Consider the following 15,312-nt stretch of genomic DNA (forward strand, 5'->3'; position numbering starts at 1 on the left):
CATGGACCACGGGCACATCACGGAGTCCCGGGAGGCCCGGGCAATCCGGGAATGACGCGACAGCCGTGGGGGGGGGGGGGGGGGGGGCCGCCGGCCCCCCCCCCCCCCCCCCCCCCCCGGGCCCCCGCGGGGGGGGCGGCGGCCCCCCCGCCCCCGTCCCCACCTCGCCCCCGGCCACCCCCCCGCCCCCCGGGCGGCCCCGGCCACCCGGCCCCCCCCCCCCCCGGGGGGGGGCGCCGGGCCCCCCCCCCCCCCCCCCCACGGCGACGGCCGCGGCACCGGGCCGCGGCGGACGCGTCGGACAGCCCCTAGTCCTCCAGTTGGATCGCCAGGGCCGGGCAGACGATGGCCGCGTGGCGGACGTCGTCCGCGTCGTCCGCGGAGGGCGCGGCGTCCAGGAGTACGGCGATGCCGTCCTCGTCGCGCTGGTTGAAGACCTCGGGGGCCGCCATGACGCACTGGCCCGACGAGACGCACTTGTCCTGATCGAGAGTGACTTTCACCGTGCTCCTTGGTTGAGGGGGCGAAATGTGCTGTCCGTGTCAAGCACCGTACCCGGCGGGGTCACCGTGTAACGGGGAGTTGGTACACGCCGTACACGCAACCGCCGTGCCTGAACGGGATGTCGTCCCTCCCGGCCGCGCGGCGCGGGGTGGGGATGCGCCGGCAGAGGGTGCTGCGGACGGCCCGGGCCCCGGGCGGGCAGCCGGGTCAGGGGCCGGGCGTCACGGGGGCGAGCCAGACCGCGGTGATCGCGTCGATGAGACCGGTCGCGAACTCCTGCCAGCCGGCGCGTGCGGTGTGCGTGCCGTCGGCGAGGGCGCGTTCCCGCTCGGCGGGCATGTGCACCAGCAGGTTGCGGGCCATGTCGCCCCGCTCGATCCGGACCGGGAGCGGCAGGTCGGGCAGGCACCGGTTGAGACCGTCCAGGGTCTGCTGGATGGACGGTCCGAACGTCTCGTCGACCATCACCTCGCGCAGGACCGGATCGGTCATCAGCTGCGCGCCGAACCGGGCGTACCACGTCGGATACGGGAGCTGCGCGAGGTGTTCGGTGCTCGGGCGGACCAGGCAGGCCACCCAGTCCCGTACGTCGGCGGAGTCCCCGGTCTGCTCCAGCATGCTCCTGCGCAGGGCGTCCATCGGCTCGCTGTGCCGGCGGACGATGGCCCGCAGAAGGTCGTTCTTGGTGCCGAAGTGGTAGCCGACGGCGGCGTTGTTGCCCTGTCCGGCGGCCTCGCTGATCTGGCGGTTCGACACGGCGAACACACCGTGCTCCGCGAACAGCCGCTCGGCCACGTCGAGGATGACTTCCTTCGTTCCGTCGGCCCGTCGGGAACGGGTGGTCCTGGTCATCGCGGTCTCCTTCCCGTCCCCGTTCTGCTGTGTACGAAGCCAGTGAATCAGCTTGCTAACGTAAGTCAAGCGAGTGACTTAAAACTTGCCGGGTGCCGATGCCGTGCCGTCGGCGCGGACCCGATACGTGAACAGCGGAGGTAGCCGTGGTGGCCAGCACTTCATCGCAAGCCGGGGAAGACTCCGGGGGCAGTCCCGGGGGCAGCCCGCGGGAACCCTCGAAGGGCCTGGTGGCCGTGCTCGCCCTGGCCGGCGTCGTCGTCGCGCTGATGCAGACGATCGTGATCCCTCTGGTACCCGAACTGCCCCGGCTCCTGCACGCGTCGGCGGCCGACACGACCTGGGCGATCACCGCCACACTGCTCGCCGGAGCCGTCGCCACCCCCGTCATGGGGCGGCTCGGCGACATGTACGGCAAGCGGCGCATGCTGCTCGTCAGCCTCGGCCTGCTGGTGGCCGGTTCGGTCGTCGGCGCGCTCAGCGACACACTCGTCCCGATGGTCATCGGGCGGACCCTCCAGGGCCTGGCCGCCGGGGTCATCCCGCTGGGCATCAGCATCATGCGGGACGAACTGCCGGCCCACCGGCTCGGCTCCGCGACCGCGCTGATGAGTGCCTCGCTGGGCATCGGCGGCGCGCTCGGACTGCCCGCCGCGGCCTTCCTGGCCCAGCACATCGACTGGCACGTGCTGTTCTGGGGGGCTGCGGGCTTCGGTGTGCTCGCCGCCGTACTCGTACTGACGCTGATACCGGAGTCGCCGGTCCGCTCCGGCGGCCGCTTCGACGTGGTGGGCGCCGCCGGGCTGTCGGCCGCCCTCGTGTCCCTGCTCCTGGCGATCTCCAAGGGCGGTACGTGGGGATGGGGCAGCGCGCTCACGGTCGGCCTGTTCTGCGCGGCCGTCGTGATCCTGCTGCTGTGGGTCCGGTGGGAGCGGCGCGTGTCCCGGCCGCTGGTCGACCTGCGTACCGTCACCCGGCGCCAGGTGCTCCTCACGAACGTCGCCTCGGCGGTGTTCGGCTTCGCGATGTTCGCGATGTCGCTCGTGCTGCCCCAGGTGCTCCAGCTGCCGGAGGCCACCGGCTACGGCCTCGGTACGTCGATGGTCACGGTGGGCCTGGTGCTCGGCCCCTCGGGCCTGATCATGATGGTGATGGCGCCGGTGTCCGCGCACATCACCCGTACCAGGGGCCCGAAGGTGACGCTGATGGCCGGAGCCGTGGTGGTCGCCGCCGGATACGGCCTGAGCATCGGCCTGATGTCGGCGATCTGGCAGCTCGTGCTCGTCTCCACTGTGATCGGCGCCGGCATCGGACTCGCGTACGGGGCGATGCCCGCCCTCATCATGGGCGCCGTGCCCGTGTCCGAGACGGCCGCGGCCAACAGCTTCAACACCCTCATGCGGGCCATCGGCACGACGATGGCCAGCGCCGTGGCGGGCGTGGTCCTCGCCCAGATGACCACCGCGTTCGGCCCGGTGTCCGTGCCGTCGGAGAACGGCTTCCGCACCGTCATGACCATCGGTGCCGGAGCCGCCCTCGTCGCCCTCGCCTTCGCGGCCTTCATCCCCGGCGGGCGTCCCGCCCGGCCGTCCGGGGACCTGCCCGCCGCCGCGGGGGCCGGTGCGGCGACGGCGACGGCACCCGTGAACGGCTGACGCCCAGCGCTGCCGCGGGCCGGCGGCGGGGCGGGCGCCGCCCCGCCGTCAGCCCGCGCGGTACAGGCCGGCCGTATCCAGCGCGGCACCGGTCTGCGCGGCCAGAGCGACCGCCACCAGGCGGTCCTGCAGCGACGGGAGGGGACCTGCGGCCGGTTCGAGCAGGAAGCGGCCGTAGTAGTGCCCGCCGCCGACGACGCGCAGCTCGACCGTGCCGGGCGGCCACCGGTCCGGCCAGTAGGTGCACTCGGTGTCCCCGGGGCCCAGGCCGAGCCACACGTTGCCGTCGTGCTCCAGGCGCGGCAGGTGCCCGATGAGCGACCCGTACGCGAAGCGGCAGCCGCGCAGCCCCAGCAGGCCGGTCAGCTCCCGCCGCACCTGCTCGACCACGTCCTCGGGCGAGCCGCCGCGCTCGACGAGCCGGGCCGTGCCCTCCAGCCGCGACAGCCGCGCGGCATCGTCGCCCACCGTGCCGCGGAGCCCGCGTATCCGGACCGCGAGCCGGGAGACGATCAGCCCGACGGCCAGCAGCAGAACGGCCGTCCGGATGTCGTCGCCGTCGGCGATGGCCACCTGTTCGTACGGCCTGGTCAGGAAGAAGCCGAAACAGGCCGCCGCCGAGAGAGCGGCCAGGGCGCCGGCGGCCCGGCTGCCGAGGGCGGACACCGCCACCACCACGACGACGAGCACCAGAGCCATGTTCGTCGTGGACAGATCCGTACGCAGCGGCACGAGCGCGAGGGCTGCCGACAAGGGGGCCACCAGGCCCACGACCAGGGCGAGTCGGTCAAGAAATCGGTACCCGGACATGTGATGCCTCCCGTCCGCATCTCCACCGTGCTCCTCGGCGCGAGGAAGGACCGCGGATGCCCATGGATCTTGACGAACTCCGTACGGCGCTGTGGATCCGGTGTCAGGAGTGCGTCAGGAACGGCTTCGCAGCCGTAGGGAAGACGCCAGGAGCGCTCGCCGCGGGGCCGTGGCGTTCCCACGCTGTCCTTCAGTCAGTCCGACGGAGGAACGAGCGAAAAATGTCCATCGACATGGGAAGACCGAGCGCGCCGGGGCACGGCCCGGACCGGGAGCAGCCTCCTGATACCGGTGCGGCCGTGCCTGCGGACGCCGGGGACAGACACCGGCTGACCTCCCTCCAGGGCCTGTCCGCACTCTCGCTCGACGCGATGGCGTCCGTGGCGTACGGCCCGGAGTCGATCGTGCTCGTCCTGGCCGCCGCCGGGGCCTACGGACTGGGCTTCACGCTCCCCGTCACGCTCGCGATCGCCGCACTGCTCGCCGTACTGGTCGCCTCGTACCGGCAGGTCATCGCCGCGTTCCCGGACGGCGGCGGCTCGTACGCGGTGGCCGGGAAGCACCTCGGCCGGCGCACCGGCCTGGTCGCGGCCGCCTCGCTGATCCTGGACTACGTACTCAACGTCGCCGTGTCGGTCACGGCGGGCGTCGCGGCGCTGACCTCGGCGTTCCCCGGCCTGTACGGGCAACGGGTATGGATCTGTCTGGCCGTCCTGGTCCTCGTCACCGCGGTGAATCTGCGGGGCATCGTCGACTCGGCCAGGGCGTTCCTTCTCCCCACCGCGCTCTTCGTCGGCTCGGTCCTCTCGATGATCGTGGTCGGGCTCCTCCGGGACGGACCGGTCAGTACGGCCTCCGCCGACGGCCATGCCTCCGCGCTCGGTGAGGGTGCCACCACCGTCGGCGCGCTCCTGCTCCTCAAGGCCTTCGCGGCCGGCTGCTCGGCACTGACAGGGGTCGAGGCGGTGGCCAACGCCGTACCGTCCTTCCGTGCCCCGGCCGCCCGCCGCGCCCAGCGCACGGAGGTGGCGCTCGGCGCGCTCCTCGGGGTGATGCTGATCGGGCTCTCGGTCCTCATCGGGCGCTTCCACCTCCAGCCGGTCGAGGGCGTGACGGTACTGGCCCAGCTCGCGGACGCCTCCTTCGGGCACTCCCTCGCCTTCTACGTGGTCCAGTTCGCCACCATGGTGCTGCTGGCGCTGGCCGCGAACACCTCCTTCGGCGGACTGCCCGTCCTGATGAGCCTGCTGGCCCGGGACAACTGTCTGCCGCACGTCTTCGCCCTCAAGGCCGACCGCCAGGTGCACCGCCACGGTGTCCTCGCCCTGGCGGCCGTCTCCGCCGTACTGCTGGCCGTCTCCGGCGGCGACACCAACACCCTCGTACCGCTCTTCGCGATCGGTGTGTTCGTCGGCTTCACGATCTGTCAGGCGGGGATGGTCCGGCACTGGTACACGGAACGCCCCGGGGGATGGCGGGCCAAGGCCGCGCTCAACGGCCTGGGCGCGCTGCTCACCGGCGTTTCGGCGGTCGTCGTCACGGCGACCAAATTCACCGAGGGCGCCTGGCTGATCGCCCTCGCGCTGCCGCTGCTGGTGCTCGGCTTCGAGAGGATCCACCGTAGTTACGCCCGCGTCGGGGCCCGCCTGGAACTGGGCCGCATCCCGCAACCGCCGCGGCGGGAGCGCTCGTTGGTCGTCGTGCCCGTCTCCGGGCTGTCCAAGCTGACCTGCCGTGCCCTGACCGCCGCCCGCTCCCTCGGCGATGAGGTCCGCGCGGTCACCGTCACCCACTCGGCCCCCGAGGACCGGAAGGCGGCCGAAGCGCTGCGCCGCGACTGGGAGCTGTGGAACCCGGGTGTCGAACTCATCGAGATCCCCTCCCCGGCCCGCTCCCTGGGGCGCCCGGTCTCCGCCTATGTGGCCGGGCTCGCCCGGTCGCATTCCGGCGTCCAGGTGACGGTCCTCATTCCCGAGACCGAACCGGCCCGGCTCTGGGAGCGGCTGCTGCAGAACCAGCGCGGCGCCGTCGTCGCCCGTGCCGTACGGCGCGACACCGACGCCGTGATCTGCCGGCTCCGGCTCCGGGTCACCCCCGGGTCCGGATCAGCGCCCGGAGCACCCTGACGCACCGTCGCGCGGTGGCCCCGCGCCGGTGTCAGCACGGCCGGCGCGGGCGTCAGAGGCGCACGCCCCACATGAACGGCATGCCGCTCCGCGCGATCGATTCGTAGCGGACCTTGGCACCCGGCTTGGGCGCGTGAAGGATCTGGCCGTTGCCGGCGTAGAAACCGACATGGCTCAGGTCGGTGCGCATGATGATGAGGTCGCCGGGTTTGAGGGCGCTCAGCGAGTTGATGCGGGTGCCGACCTCGGCCTGTGCCTGCGAGGTGCGGGGGATGGAGACACCGGCCTGTCGGAAGGCCCATGAGGTCAGGCCCGAACAGTCGAAGGAGCCGGGCCCCGACGCGCCCCACACGTACGGCATGCCGACGCGGCTCTGCGCGGCGGAGAAGGCCGCGGCGGTGCGCCCGGAGGCGCTGGCCTCATTGCCCAGATCCGTACGGGCGCTGTCGCGGTCGGCGCGCGCCTCCTCGGCGGCGGCCGCGGCCCTCTCCTCGGCGCTGAGGGTGTTCAGGAGCCGCCGCGCCTCGGCGAGCTTGCCCTGGATCTCCTTCTTCTTGCGTCCCATCTCGGCGCGTACGTCCCGGAGGTCACCGAGTTCGGCCGAGGCCCGGGCACGTTGCTGGTGCAGGGCGCGCTGCTGGTTCTCGAACGTCCGCAGGACGGTGAGCTGACGGTCGCTGAGCCGGTCCATGAGGGAGGCCTGGTCCAGGAAGCCGTCCGGGTCGGACGAGAGCATCAGCTGCACGGAGGGGTCGATGCCGCCGCTGCGGTACTGGGCGTTGGCTATCGCGCCGACGCCCTCGCGCAGGGTGTTGAGGTCCTCCTGCTTGCGGGCCGCGGTGTCCTGCAGGCCGGCGACCGACTTCTGGAGGGCGTCGGCCTCCTCCTTCGCGCCGTTGTACTTCTCCGTCGCCTGCGTGGCCTCCTCGTAGAGGCGGTCGATCTGCGCCTGGACCCCCTTCTTGTCCGGGTCGGGGGCGGGGTCGGCCGAGGCGGTCTGTGCCGAGAGCGCGACGGCAGCGGCAGCGGTGGCCGTCAGCGCGCTGGTGTACGCCCGATGGGGCGGCTTGGGCCTGCGGTGGGACGCCACGATGGGGCCAACTCCTTCTTCCTCGGCTGCCTCCCTGCTGGAGCGGGGGCGCCGGGGTGCCGTGTCCGGGTGCTCCGCAGGGCCACGAAAATACTAAGCGGATTAGCACTCAGTTTCCAAGTGTGGCCGAGGTGCCCGCCGTGCCCATCCGCGATTCCACTAAGAGGCTGCGCAGATTGGCTTGGCGGGGAAGGGTGTGGTGGGCTTCAGTTACAGTCTCGCCGTGTTCGGGATCGCAGCGCTCTGTCACCGCCACGCCGGGCACCGCAGTCGGGCGGCGGCCGCATCCGGCACGCCGGGCAATGTTTTCCTGCGGCTGGCTCGTGGATGAGAGTGACACCGTAGGCCTGGCCGGCTTGTGTGTGCTGGGTGTCGGGCTTCGGCTACGAACTCCGTTACGCAGCTGCTGAAGTGCCTCGTGGACGTCTTGTGTCGGTGCATGCGGTTACTCTGCCGGTCATGCCTGATCATCCATGATGGCAGTACAGGCACAGGTCTCCCCGATGATCACAGAGCGTCGCAACTCCATGATCGCCAAGACCTGTATCTGCTGTGCTGCTGGGACCATCATCGCGCCTACCTGCGCGCCCTCTAATGTGTCGCGCGAAGGGCATACGCGCTCACAGCGGAGATCCCTGAGCGAGATGAGCGGCCTTTGTCCTGGCAGAGCACACGGTCTGGACGAGTGGGTATGCGAGAAATCTGGTGACGCGCGAGCTGGACGAGGCGGCCGTCGGCGGCCCGATTGGGGTCCGCCTGGCGGCCTGGCGCCTTCGCCGGCGACTGACCCGCGATGAGCTGGCCTCCCGCACTGGGCTGGAACTCGATTACGTCGTCGGGCTGGAGACGGGCGGGGAGTGGGTGGACCGCCGCAGCCGGTTGGCGGCCCTGGCCGCCGCCTTGCGGCTGGACGTGGCGGACCTGACCGGGCAGCCCTACCCGCCGCGCGGAGAGGAGCACGCGGCGGTGCGGGCGGTCGCCTTCCACCTGCGGCGCCGCGTCGCCCGCCCGCACCCGGGCACGGCTGCCGGCCTGTTGCTGGAGGAACTGGCCGAGCAGACCCGGGCCGCCGCACAGGCCGATGCGGTGGGCGATGAGCACGCGCTCGCGCTCGCGCTGCCGGAGTTGATCGAGGCGGCGGACCACGCGTCCGCCACTGCCCCGGCGTCTGAGCGCGAGGAGGCGGTGCGGCTGCGGGTCGAGGTACATGTGCTGGGCGCCGGGCTGCTGCGGCGCCTGGGCTACAAGGACCTGGCGTGGATGCTGCTGCACCGAGCCCGCCCCGGCGCCCGCGAGCCGCTGCCACTGCTGGTCGAGGAGGTGCGGCTGCTGATCGATCTCGGCTTGCCGGAGTATGCGCTGGCCCGCGCCGAACGCGCCGCGGACGCCGGAGCCGGGTGGGAGTTTCCGGTGCTGGCCGCTGTCGCCCAGGCCATGACAGGACGCCGCCAGCACGCCGAACGGCTCCTTGCCGAGGCCGCAGGGCGGGCCACCGACGCACGGGAGTTGGCCATGGTGGTCGTCGGCCGCGCTGCCGTCGCCGCCGAGCACGGCGACGCCGAGGAAGCCGCCGACCATGCCCGCGCGGCGGATCTGGCCGCACTCGACGGCGCTCAGCGGTCCCGCCTGCTGGCGATCGCCGCCGCAGCCGAGGCCCGCCAGGACCGCGCCGATCACGCCGCCGCCCGCCTTGTCGAAGCTGATGCGGCAGCGCCGCTGCGGCTGCGGCTGGACCCCTTCGCCCGGGAACTGGTCACCGCGCTCGCCGCCCGTACCACCGACACCGTCCAGGCCACAGCGGTGCGGAATCTGGCCGAGCGGGCCGGGCTGCGGTGATGCCGCCCATCTTGGCGGGAAAGACCCCTGGGAGCGGGAGGCTCGCCCTACGCTACGGCTGAGGCACGGGAGTTGAGGCAGGGCGATGGACGAAGAGCAGGCCAGTCGGATCGCTGAGCGTCTGCGCGCGGCCCGTCGCCGGCGCGGGATGAGCCTGCGCAATCTCGCGGGCCTGGCCGGGGTGTCGGTCGGCTACCTGTCGATGGTGGAGAACGGCCATCGGCTGTTGGACCGCTCCAGCCACATCACCGCCTTCGCCGAGGCCCTCCAGATCGCCCCGTCCGAGATGACCGGTCAGCCCTTCGCTCGGCTGACCCGCACGCGAGCGCGGCCCATGAGGCGATCCCGGCCCTGCGGCTGACGCTGATGGGGATCACCATGGCCACCCCGCCGGACCGCCGTCCGCCCCGGGTTCCGGCGGCGGTGCTGGCCGAGCGGGTACAGAACGTCAACCGGCTCTACCACGCAGCCGAATACGGCACCCTCGCCGCCGGGCTGCCCGTGTTGCTGGCCGACCTGCACGCCGCTGCAGAGGCCGCTGCCGGTGCCGCCCGGCGCGAGTTACTGAAGCTGCTGGCGGACGCCTACCACCCGGCCTGCACGCTGCTGCTGAAGAACCTCGGCTACACCGACCTGGCGTTCATCGCGGTCACACGGGCGTCCGACGCGATCGCGGAACTGGACGACCCGGTCTACTCCGCCCTCTCCGGCTTTTTCCATACCCATGTGCTGTCAGCCACGACGGCAGAACGGGCACAGGTCTCCTCAGTAATCACAGAGCGTTGCAACTCCATGATCACCGGGCCTGTGCCCGTTCCTACTGCCGGTGTTCCCAACCGCGCCTATCCGCATGACCACTAAGTCACTTGGCTGTTGATTGCGAAGAGACCCGGTGTGCTGCATCCTCCGGCCGCGGCCGTGGTGACGACTACGATGAACGGATACCGATCCCGGAGGGCGTGTCCTCCGGGCGTGAGGGGAGCGGCCGTGCGACAGCTGGGTGAGCTGGAGGCGGAGATCATGCACCGCCTGTGGGCGTGGGGGCGCCCGGCGACCGCCCGTGACATCCTGACCGACCTCAACAAGAAGCGCCCCATCGCCTACAGCACGGTCAAGACCGTCGCCGACATCCTGCACGGCAAGGGGATGCTGCGGCGCGAGAAGGAGGGGCGGGCCTGGGTCTACGAACCCACCTGCACGCGCCAGCAGTACACCGCGGCCCTCATGCAGCAGGCCCTCGGCAGCAATCCCGATCCCGCGGGCGCGCTGCTGAGCTTCGTGGAGCAGATGTCGCCGGACGAGGCGGACGCGCTGCGCGCCGCGCTGCGTACGGCCAAGAGGCGGACGGACGGATGAGCGCGGCCGTGGTGCTGGCCGGGTACGCGCTCCTGGCCGGTGTCGTGGTGCCGGCCGTGCTGTCGCGGGCGCGGTGGCCCCATCGGGCTCCAGTGGTGGCGGTCCTGGCCTGGCAGGGGCTGATGGTGACCTTCGTCGTTTCCACCGCCCTGGCGGTCTATCACCTGGTCGTCTCCGAGCACCATGTGCACGAGGGCTTCCTCGGGCTGCTGAGTGCCTGCGGGCTCGCCCCGGGTGCCCTGGCGGGTGACTCGTGGACCTTCGGCGGCGACGCCGTCCTGCTGGCCCCGGCGGCGGTCGTCCTGCTCCCCTCGGCCTGGCTCGTCCGCACGGCGCTGCGGACCCGGCGCGCCCGGCGCCGCCACCTCGACCTGCTCACCCTGGTCGGCAGCCCGGCTCCCGAGTACGGTGCCACCGTCGTGGAACACGGTGTGCCGGCCGTCTACTGCCTTCCCGGGCGCTCCAGCCGGGTGGTCGTCACGCGGGGCGCCCTGGACGTGCTCTCGGAGGAGCAGCTGCGTGCCGTGCTGGAACACGAGCGCGGGCACCTCGTGGGCCGCCACCACCTTCTCCGTATGGAGACGGAGGCGTTCGCCCGCGCCTTCCCCGGCCTCCCGCTCGCCCGGCACGCCAGGGAACAGACGGCGCTCCTGCTGGAGATGGCCGCCGACGACCTGGCCCTGCGCTCCCACCCGCGCGAGGTGCTGGCCGCCGCGATGTGCGAGGTCGCGGGGGGCCGGACCCCCCGGGCGGCGCTGGGCGCGGCGGGCCCGGACGGCACGGGTGCGCTGATCCGGCTGCGGCGGGTGCTCGCGCCGCAGCCGGAACCGCATCGCGCGACCTGGCTCGGGATCGTGGCGGCCTCGGTCCTCGCCCCGCTGCTGCCGTTGTTCCTCGCCTGCGGCCCCGTCGTCTGACCCTGGGTGCCGCAGGTCCGTTCGGTGCTGCGGGTTCGTTCCGTGCCGCGGGTTCGTTCCGTGCCGCGGGTTCGTTCCGTGCCGCGGATTCGCCCGTACGCGGCTGATGGTGGCGCGGCGGTCACCGTACCGATGGGCGCCGGTGTGCCGCCCAGTGTTCGGCGGCGGTGATGCCGAGCAGCACGACATCGTGGTGGGCGCCCGCGAAGAACTCGTGCTGGCGAAGCCGCCCTTCCTCGACGAAGCCCAGCCCGCGGTAGAGGGCGAGCGAGGCGTCGTTGAAGGCGCGGACCTCCACCTCGCACTTGTTGCAGCGCTGTTCGGCGAACATGTAGGTGAGCAGGAGCACGGTCGCCTCGGCCGCGTACCCCCTGCGGCGGTGACCGCGGCCGATCTCGATGCCCGTCCTGAAGCGTCCCGCGCGGTGGTCCGTCTCCCCGACGGTCACGCTCCCGGCGAACGCGTGGTCCTCCAGCGACTCGACGACCAGACGGAACGACTCGCCCCCCGGCGGCCGGCCGGCCCTCTCGGCGGTCCAGGAACGGAAGCCCGCGTCCGAGCGCGGAGGTTCGACCAGGTCGGCGTCGCGGGCGTCGAGGGTGTTCCGGGCCAGGTCGCGAAAGCCCTCCCAGTCCTCGGGCTCGACACCTCGCAGGCGTACCTTCTCCCCGGTCCACATGTCCTTCACGGCGCTCACCACTTCACTCCTGGTCGCGGACGGCGACCGCCGGCGGCTTCTGTCCGTGTCGGGTCCGGGACACCGGGCCGTCCTCGACGTCCCGTCCGGCCGACGCCCTTCGGGCGGACGACGATACCCGCGATGTCCGGGGGCGAGGAGGGGGCGGTGCGGGAGCGCCCATTCGTTTAGCTTAGGCTTGCCTAACTCTCAAAGATCCGTCAAACACGAGGAACACCCATGCTCGGCTTCACCCGCGTGCGTCGTCACACACTTGCCGCTTCGGCCACCGCCGCCGCTCTCGCCCTCGTTCTGGGCGGCTGCTCCTCGGACGGCGACAGTGACAAGGACGCGGCCAAGGCCTCGGCGAAGAACGGGGAAGCCTTCCCGGTCTCGATCAAGAGCTCCCTCGGCACCGCGAAGATCGAGGAGAAGCCCGAGCGCATCGTCACGCTCGGCCAGGGCTCCGCGGAGACCGCCATCGCGCTCGGCAACACCCCGGTGGGCATAGAGAGCTACGAGTGGGGCAGCGACAAGTCCGGCTACCTGCCGTGGATCAACGAGGCCGTGAAGAAGTCCGGCGACAAGCTGCCCAAGCAGTTCACCGGCGGTGAGGACATCGACTTCGAGGCGATCACCGAGCTGGAGCCCGATGTGATCCTCGCCCCGTGGTCGGGCGTCACGCAGAAGCAGTACGACATCCTCAAGGACATCGCGCCGACCGTCGCCTACCCCGACAAGGCGTGGAGCACCGACTGGGACGAGCAGATCGACATCATCGGCAAGGCGCTCGGCCGGACCAAGGACGCCGAGGGCCTGAAGACAACGATCGAGAAGCAGCTCGCCGACGCCGCGGCCACCCGGCCGGACTACAAGGACGTCACGTTCTCGTACATCTACACCTCCGGCCCCGGCACTCTCGGCGTCTTCAAGCCCGAGGAGCAGCGCGTCAAGATGGTCTCCTCGCTCGGCCTGACCGTCGACCCCGTCGTGAACGGCTTCAAGGAGACCGAGGGCACCGACTCGGCGCTCATCGGCCTGGAGAACGCCGAGAAGCTCAAGGACAGCGACGTCGTCTTCACGTTCTACACGGACGAGAAGACCCGCAAGGAGACCGAGGCGCAGCCGCTGTACGCCGCGATCCCCGCGGTCAAGAAGGGTGCCGTCGTCGCGAGCGACGACAACTCCTTCGTCACGGCCTCCTCGATCATCAACCCGCTGACCGTCCCGTGGACGATCGAGCGCTACCTGCCGATCATCGACAAGGCCGTCGCCGCCGCCGGCAAGTAAGGCACCGAGGCACCCCTCACACCCATGGCACCCACCACGGCCGCACCCCCGAGCGGCGCCGGTACCTCGCGTACCGGCGCCGCTCGGCCGGCGTTGCTCCTGCTCCTGGGGCTCGCCGCCCTGGCACTCGCCCTCTGCGCGAGCGTCATGTTCGGCAGCCGCAGCACCTCGTTCGGCGAGGTGACCGACGTGCTCACCGGCACCGCCGATCCCCACATCACCACCATCATCGAGAGCCGCTACCCCAGAACCGTGCTCGGAGTCCTGGCCGGACTCTGTCTCGCCGTCGCGGGCACCCTCATGCAGGGCGTCTCCCGCAACCCGCTCGCCGAACCCGGCCTCCTCGGCATCAACGCGGGCGCGTCCGCGAGCATCGTCGCCGCGACGGCCTGGTTCGGCGCGTCCGGCGCCACCGACACCATGTGGTGGGCCCTGCCCGGGGCGCTGCTCGCCGGAGTGCTGGTCCATGTCATCGGCTCGGCCGGATCAGGTACGAGCGTGGTGCGGCTGGTGCTGGCGGGGGCGGTGCTCTCCGCGGTGCTGATGGCGTTCATCCAGGCCGTGACCCTGAGCAAGCCGCAGGTGTTCGACAGCTACCGCTACTGGGTCGTCGGGGCGCTCGGCGGCCGTGACTTCGACGTCTTCTGGTCCGTTTTCCCGTTCGCCGCCGTCGGCCTCCTCCTCGCCGTGGTGCTGGGCCCCGGCCTCAACACGCTGGCGCTCGGCGACGCCACCGCGGTCGCGCTCGGCTCGCATCCGGGCCGGATCCGCGCCGGCGGTCTGGTCGCCGCCACGCTGCTGAGCGCCGCCGCGACCGCGGCCGTCGGCCCGATCGCCTTCGTCGGCCTCGCGGTCCCGCACGTCGTACGGGCCCTGGTCGGCGTCGACTTCCGGCTCCAGATCCTGTTCTCCGCGCTCCTGGGCCCCACCCTGCTGCTCCTGGCGGATGTGGTGGGCCGGGTCGTCATGCGGCCCACCGAACTGATGGTCGGTGTCGTGACCGCCTTCATCGGCGCGCCCGCACTGCTCATCGCCGTACGCAGGATGAGGGGCACCGCATGACCGCCACCGGCAGCGGGGAGAGCGCGCCGCGCACCACCGCGCACCCCACGGCGCCCAAGGGCTTCCTCAGAGCCGGGCCCCGGGTGGCGATCCCGGTGCGACGGGTCTCCGTCGTCGCGGCGATCGTGCTCCTGGTACTCATCGTCGTGGCCGCCGTCGCGACCCTGTCCATGGGACGACTGGGCGTCGACCTGGCCGATCTGCCCGCCGCGCTGACCGGGGACGCGGAGGGCAAGAACCGGTTCGTCATGAACCGGCTGCGCGGCCCCCGGCTGACGGTCGCACTCGGGACGGGCGCGGCGCTCGGACTCTCCGGCGCGCTGTTCCAGTCCGTCACCCGCAATCCGCTGGGCAGCCCCGATGTGATCGGCCTGGCGGCCGGTGCCGGGGCGGGCGCCGCCATCTCCGCGCTGATGTTCCCCGACACGGTCCCGGTGGCCGTCGGCGCCCTCGTCGGAGCGGTTCTCGCGATGGCCCTCGTGTACGTGTCCACCGGCACCGGCTTCCGCAATCCGGCACGGCTCGTCGTCGCCGGCATCGGGGTCGCCGCCATCGGCGCCGCCATCACCCAGTACGTCGTGTACGCGATGGAGCGGGACAAGGCCTCCGTCCTCACCGCCTATGTCAACGGGAGCCTGGCCGCCCGCTCCTGGAGCGACGCGACCACCATCTGGCTGGTGCTGCTCGTGGTGGCCCCCCTGACGGCCCTGATCGCCCGGCGGCTGGACATCGGCGAGATGGGCGACGACATCGCCGAAGGTCTCGGTTCCGAGCCGAAGCGGACGAAGAGCGCAGCCGTCACGCTCGCGATCGTCCTCTCCGCGGCGGCCGTCAGCGTCGCCGGACCCGTCGCCTTCATCGCCCTGACGGCGCCCCAGATCGCCAAGCGCGTCACCCGGGTCTCCGGACCCCACCTGCTGCTGTCCGCCCTGACCGGCTCGCTGCTGCTCGTGGCGGCCGACCTCTGTGCCCAGCAGCTCCCGCTGTTCGACGATCTGCCGGTCGGCATCTACACGATGGCCATCGGCGGTGCCTACCTCGGATATCTGCTGGTCCGTGAATGGCGCAGGGGAGTGCTGTAGCACCGGGGTCCGGCCGGGACGACTGGTCTCGTACAGGTTCGTCGGCCATACTGCGC

Annotated in this window: 15 protein-coding genes; 10 read left to right on the top strand and 5 right to left on the bottom strand. The window is 71.9% G+C overall.

Going from position 1 to position 15,312, the window contains the following annotated elements; all coding sequences use genetic code 11:
* Positions 1–308: 308 nt before the first annotated feature.
* Together ACIGJO_RS33120 and ACIGJO_RS33125 are read right to left on the bottom strand one after the other, a co-directional pair.
* Positions 309–503, bottom strand: coding sequence for a ferredoxin (locus ACIGJO_RS33120; protein ID WP_399964619.1), 195 nt, complete (start codon positions 501–503; stop codon positions 309–311).
* Between the two features lie 208 nt (positions 504–711).
* A complete protein-coding gene (locus ACIGJO_RS33125) occupies positions 712–1,356 on the bottom strand; it encodes a TetR/AcrR family transcriptional regulator (protein WP_399964621.1) in 645 nt (214 codons plus the stop codon).
* 230 nt (positions 1,357–1,586) lie between these two features.
* Between ACIGJO_RS33125 and ACIGJO_RS33130 the strand changes: the two genes are divergently transcribed.
* A complete protein-coding gene (locus tag ACIGJO_RS33130) occupies positions 1,587–3,011 on the top strand; it encodes an MFS transporter (RefSeq protein WP_399964773.1) in 1,425 nt (474 codons plus the stop codon).
* 48 nt (positions 3,012–3,059) lie between these two features.
* Here ACIGJO_RS33130 and ACIGJO_RS33135 read toward each other — a convergent pair whose 3' ends face one another.
* On the bottom strand, positions 3,060–3,821 hold the full coding sequence (locus ACIGJO_RS33135) for a DUF4118 domain-containing protein (RefSeq protein WP_399964623.1): 762 nt from the start codon (positions 3,819–3,821) through the stop codon (positions 3,060–3,062).
* Positions 3,822–4,042: 221 nt separating this feature from the next.
* Here ACIGJO_RS33135 and ACIGJO_RS33140 point away from each other — a divergent pair, with 221 nt between their 5' ends.
* Entirely contained in the window at positions 4,043–5,947 is a 1,905-nt protein-coding gene (locus ACIGJO_RS33140) for an APC family permease (protein ID WP_399964625.1), read from the top strand.
* Between the two features lie 52 nt (positions 5,948–5,999).
* Here ACIGJO_RS33140 and ACIGJO_RS33145 read toward each other — a convergent pair whose 3' ends face one another.
* A complete protein-coding gene (locus tag ACIGJO_RS33145; protein ID WP_399964627.1) occupies positions 6,000–7,037 on the bottom strand; it encodes an NlpC/P60 family protein in 1,038 nt (345 codons plus the stop codon).
* 705 nt (positions 7,038–7,742) lie between these two features.
* Between ACIGJO_RS33145 and ACIGJO_RS33150 the strand changes: the two genes are divergently transcribed.
* The 5 genes from ACIGJO_RS33150 (at position 7,743) to ACIGJO_RS33170 (ending at position 11,146) form a co-directional block, all read left to right on the top strand.
* Positions 7,743–8,873, top strand: coding sequence for a DNA-binding protein (locus tag ACIGJO_RS33150; RefSeq protein ID WP_399964629.1), 1,131 nt, complete (start codon positions 7,743–7,745; stop codon positions 8,871–8,873).
* Positions 8,874–8,958: 85 nt separating this feature from the next.
* Complete coding sequence (locus tag ACIGJO_RS33155; RefSeq protein ID WP_399964631.1) at positions 8,959–9,234, top strand: helix-turn-helix domain-containing protein; 276 nt, start codon at positions 8,959–8,961, stop codon at positions 9,232–9,234.
* Between the two features lie 17 nt (positions 9,235–9,251).
* The gene (locus ACIGJO_RS33160) at positions 9,252–9,734 is read left to right on the top strand and encodes a hypothetical protein (protein WP_399964633.1); all 483 of its coding nucleotides are present in this window, start codon (positions 9,252–9,254) and stop codon (positions 9,732–9,734) included.
* Between the two features lie 126 nt (positions 9,735–9,860).
* Entirely contained in the window at positions 9,861–10,229 is a 369-nt protein-coding gene (locus ACIGJO_RS33165) for a BlaI/MecI/CopY family transcriptional regulator (protein WP_399964635.1), read from the top strand.
* On the top strand, positions 10,226–11,146 hold the full coding sequence (locus ACIGJO_RS33170) for a M56 family metallopeptidase (RefSeq protein WP_399964637.1): 921 nt from the start codon (positions 10,226–10,228) through the stop codon (positions 11,144–11,146). Before ACIGJO_RS33165 ends, ACIGJO_RS33170 begins: the two co-directional genes overlap by 4 nt.
* Before the next feature lie 121 nt (positions 11,147–11,267).
* Here ACIGJO_RS33170 and ACIGJO_RS33175 read toward each other — a convergent pair whose 3' ends face one another.
* Positions 11,268–11,834, bottom strand: a complete 567-nt coding sequence (locus ACIGJO_RS33175; protein WP_399964775.1) for a GNAT family N-acetyltransferase — start codon at positions 11,832–11,834, stop codon at positions 11,268–11,270.
* Between the two features lie 228 nt (positions 11,835–12,062).
* Here ACIGJO_RS33175 and ACIGJO_RS33180 point away from each other — a divergent pair, with 228 nt between their 5' ends.
* From ACIGJO_RS33180 to ACIGJO_RS33190, 3 genes are read left to right on the top strand one after another with little or no spacing between them, the layout of a single operon-like run.
* Entirely contained in the window at positions 12,063–13,112 is a 1,050-nt protein-coding gene (locus ACIGJO_RS33180) for an iron-siderophore ABC transporter substrate-binding protein (RefSeq protein ID WP_399964639.1), read from the top strand.
* A 24-nt stretch (positions 13,113–13,136) separates the two neighbouring features.
* Complete coding sequence (locus ACIGJO_RS33185; RefSeq protein ID WP_399964641.1) at positions 13,137–14,174, top strand: FecCD family ABC transporter permease; 1,038 nt, start codon at positions 13,137–13,139, stop codon at positions 14,172–14,174.
* Positions 14,171–15,256 (top strand): FecCD family ABC transporter permease, encoded by a 1,086-nt coding sequence (locus ACIGJO_RS33190; RefSeq protein WP_399964643.1) that lies wholly within the window; start codon positions 14,171–14,173, stop codon positions 15,254–15,256. The genes ACIGJO_RS33185 and ACIGJO_RS33190 overlap by 4 nt, the downstream gene beginning before the upstream one ends.
* The last annotated feature ends 56 nt before the right edge of the window (positions 15,257–15,312 follow it).

This window comes from Streptomyces sp. NPDC079020 (assembly GCF_044542225.1).
Classification (GTDB): Bacteria; Actinomycetota; Actinomycetes; order Streptomycetales; family Streptomycetaceae; genus Streptomyces.

Excerpts from the sequence above, each read along its gene's own strand:
- ACIGJO_RS33180 (WP_399964639.1), top strand. The coding sequence starts at position 12,063 with ATGCTCGGCTTCACCCGCGTGCGTCGTCACACACTTGCCGCTTCGGCC.
- ACIGJO_RS33160 (WP_399964633.1), top strand. The coding sequence starts at position 9,252 with ATGGCCACCCCGCCGGACCGCCGTCCGCCCCGGGTTCCGGCGGCGGTG.
- ACIGJO_RS33185 (WP_399964641.1), top strand. The coding sequence starts at position 13,137 with ATGGCACCCACCACGGCCGCACCCCCGAGCGGCGCCGGTACCTCGCGT.
- ACIGJO_RS33170 (WP_399964637.1), top strand. The coding sequence starts at position 10,226 with ATGAGCGCGGCCGTGGTGCTGGCCGGGTACGCGCTCCTGGCCGGTGTC.
- ACIGJO_RS33135 (WP_399964623.1), bottom strand. The coding sequence starts at position 3,821 with ATGTCCGGGTACCGATTTCTTGACCGACTCGCCCTGGTCGTGGGCCTG.
- ACIGJO_RS33190 (WP_399964643.1), top strand. The coding sequence starts at position 14,171 with ATGACCGCCACCGGCAGCGGGGAGAGCGCGCCGCGCACCACCGCGCAC.
- ACIGJO_RS33140 (WP_399964625.1), top strand. The coding sequence starts at position 4,043 with ATGTCCATCGACATGGGAAGACCGAGCGCGCCGGGGCACGGCCCGGAC.
- ACIGJO_RS33155 (WP_399964631.1), top strand. The coding sequence starts at position 8,959 with ATGGACGAAGAGCAGGCCAGTCGGATCGCTGAGCGTCTGCGCGCGGCC.
- ACIGJO_RS33125 (WP_399964621.1), bottom strand. The coding sequence starts at position 1,356 with ATGACCAGGACCACCCGTTCCCGACGGGCCGACGGAACGAAGGAAGTC.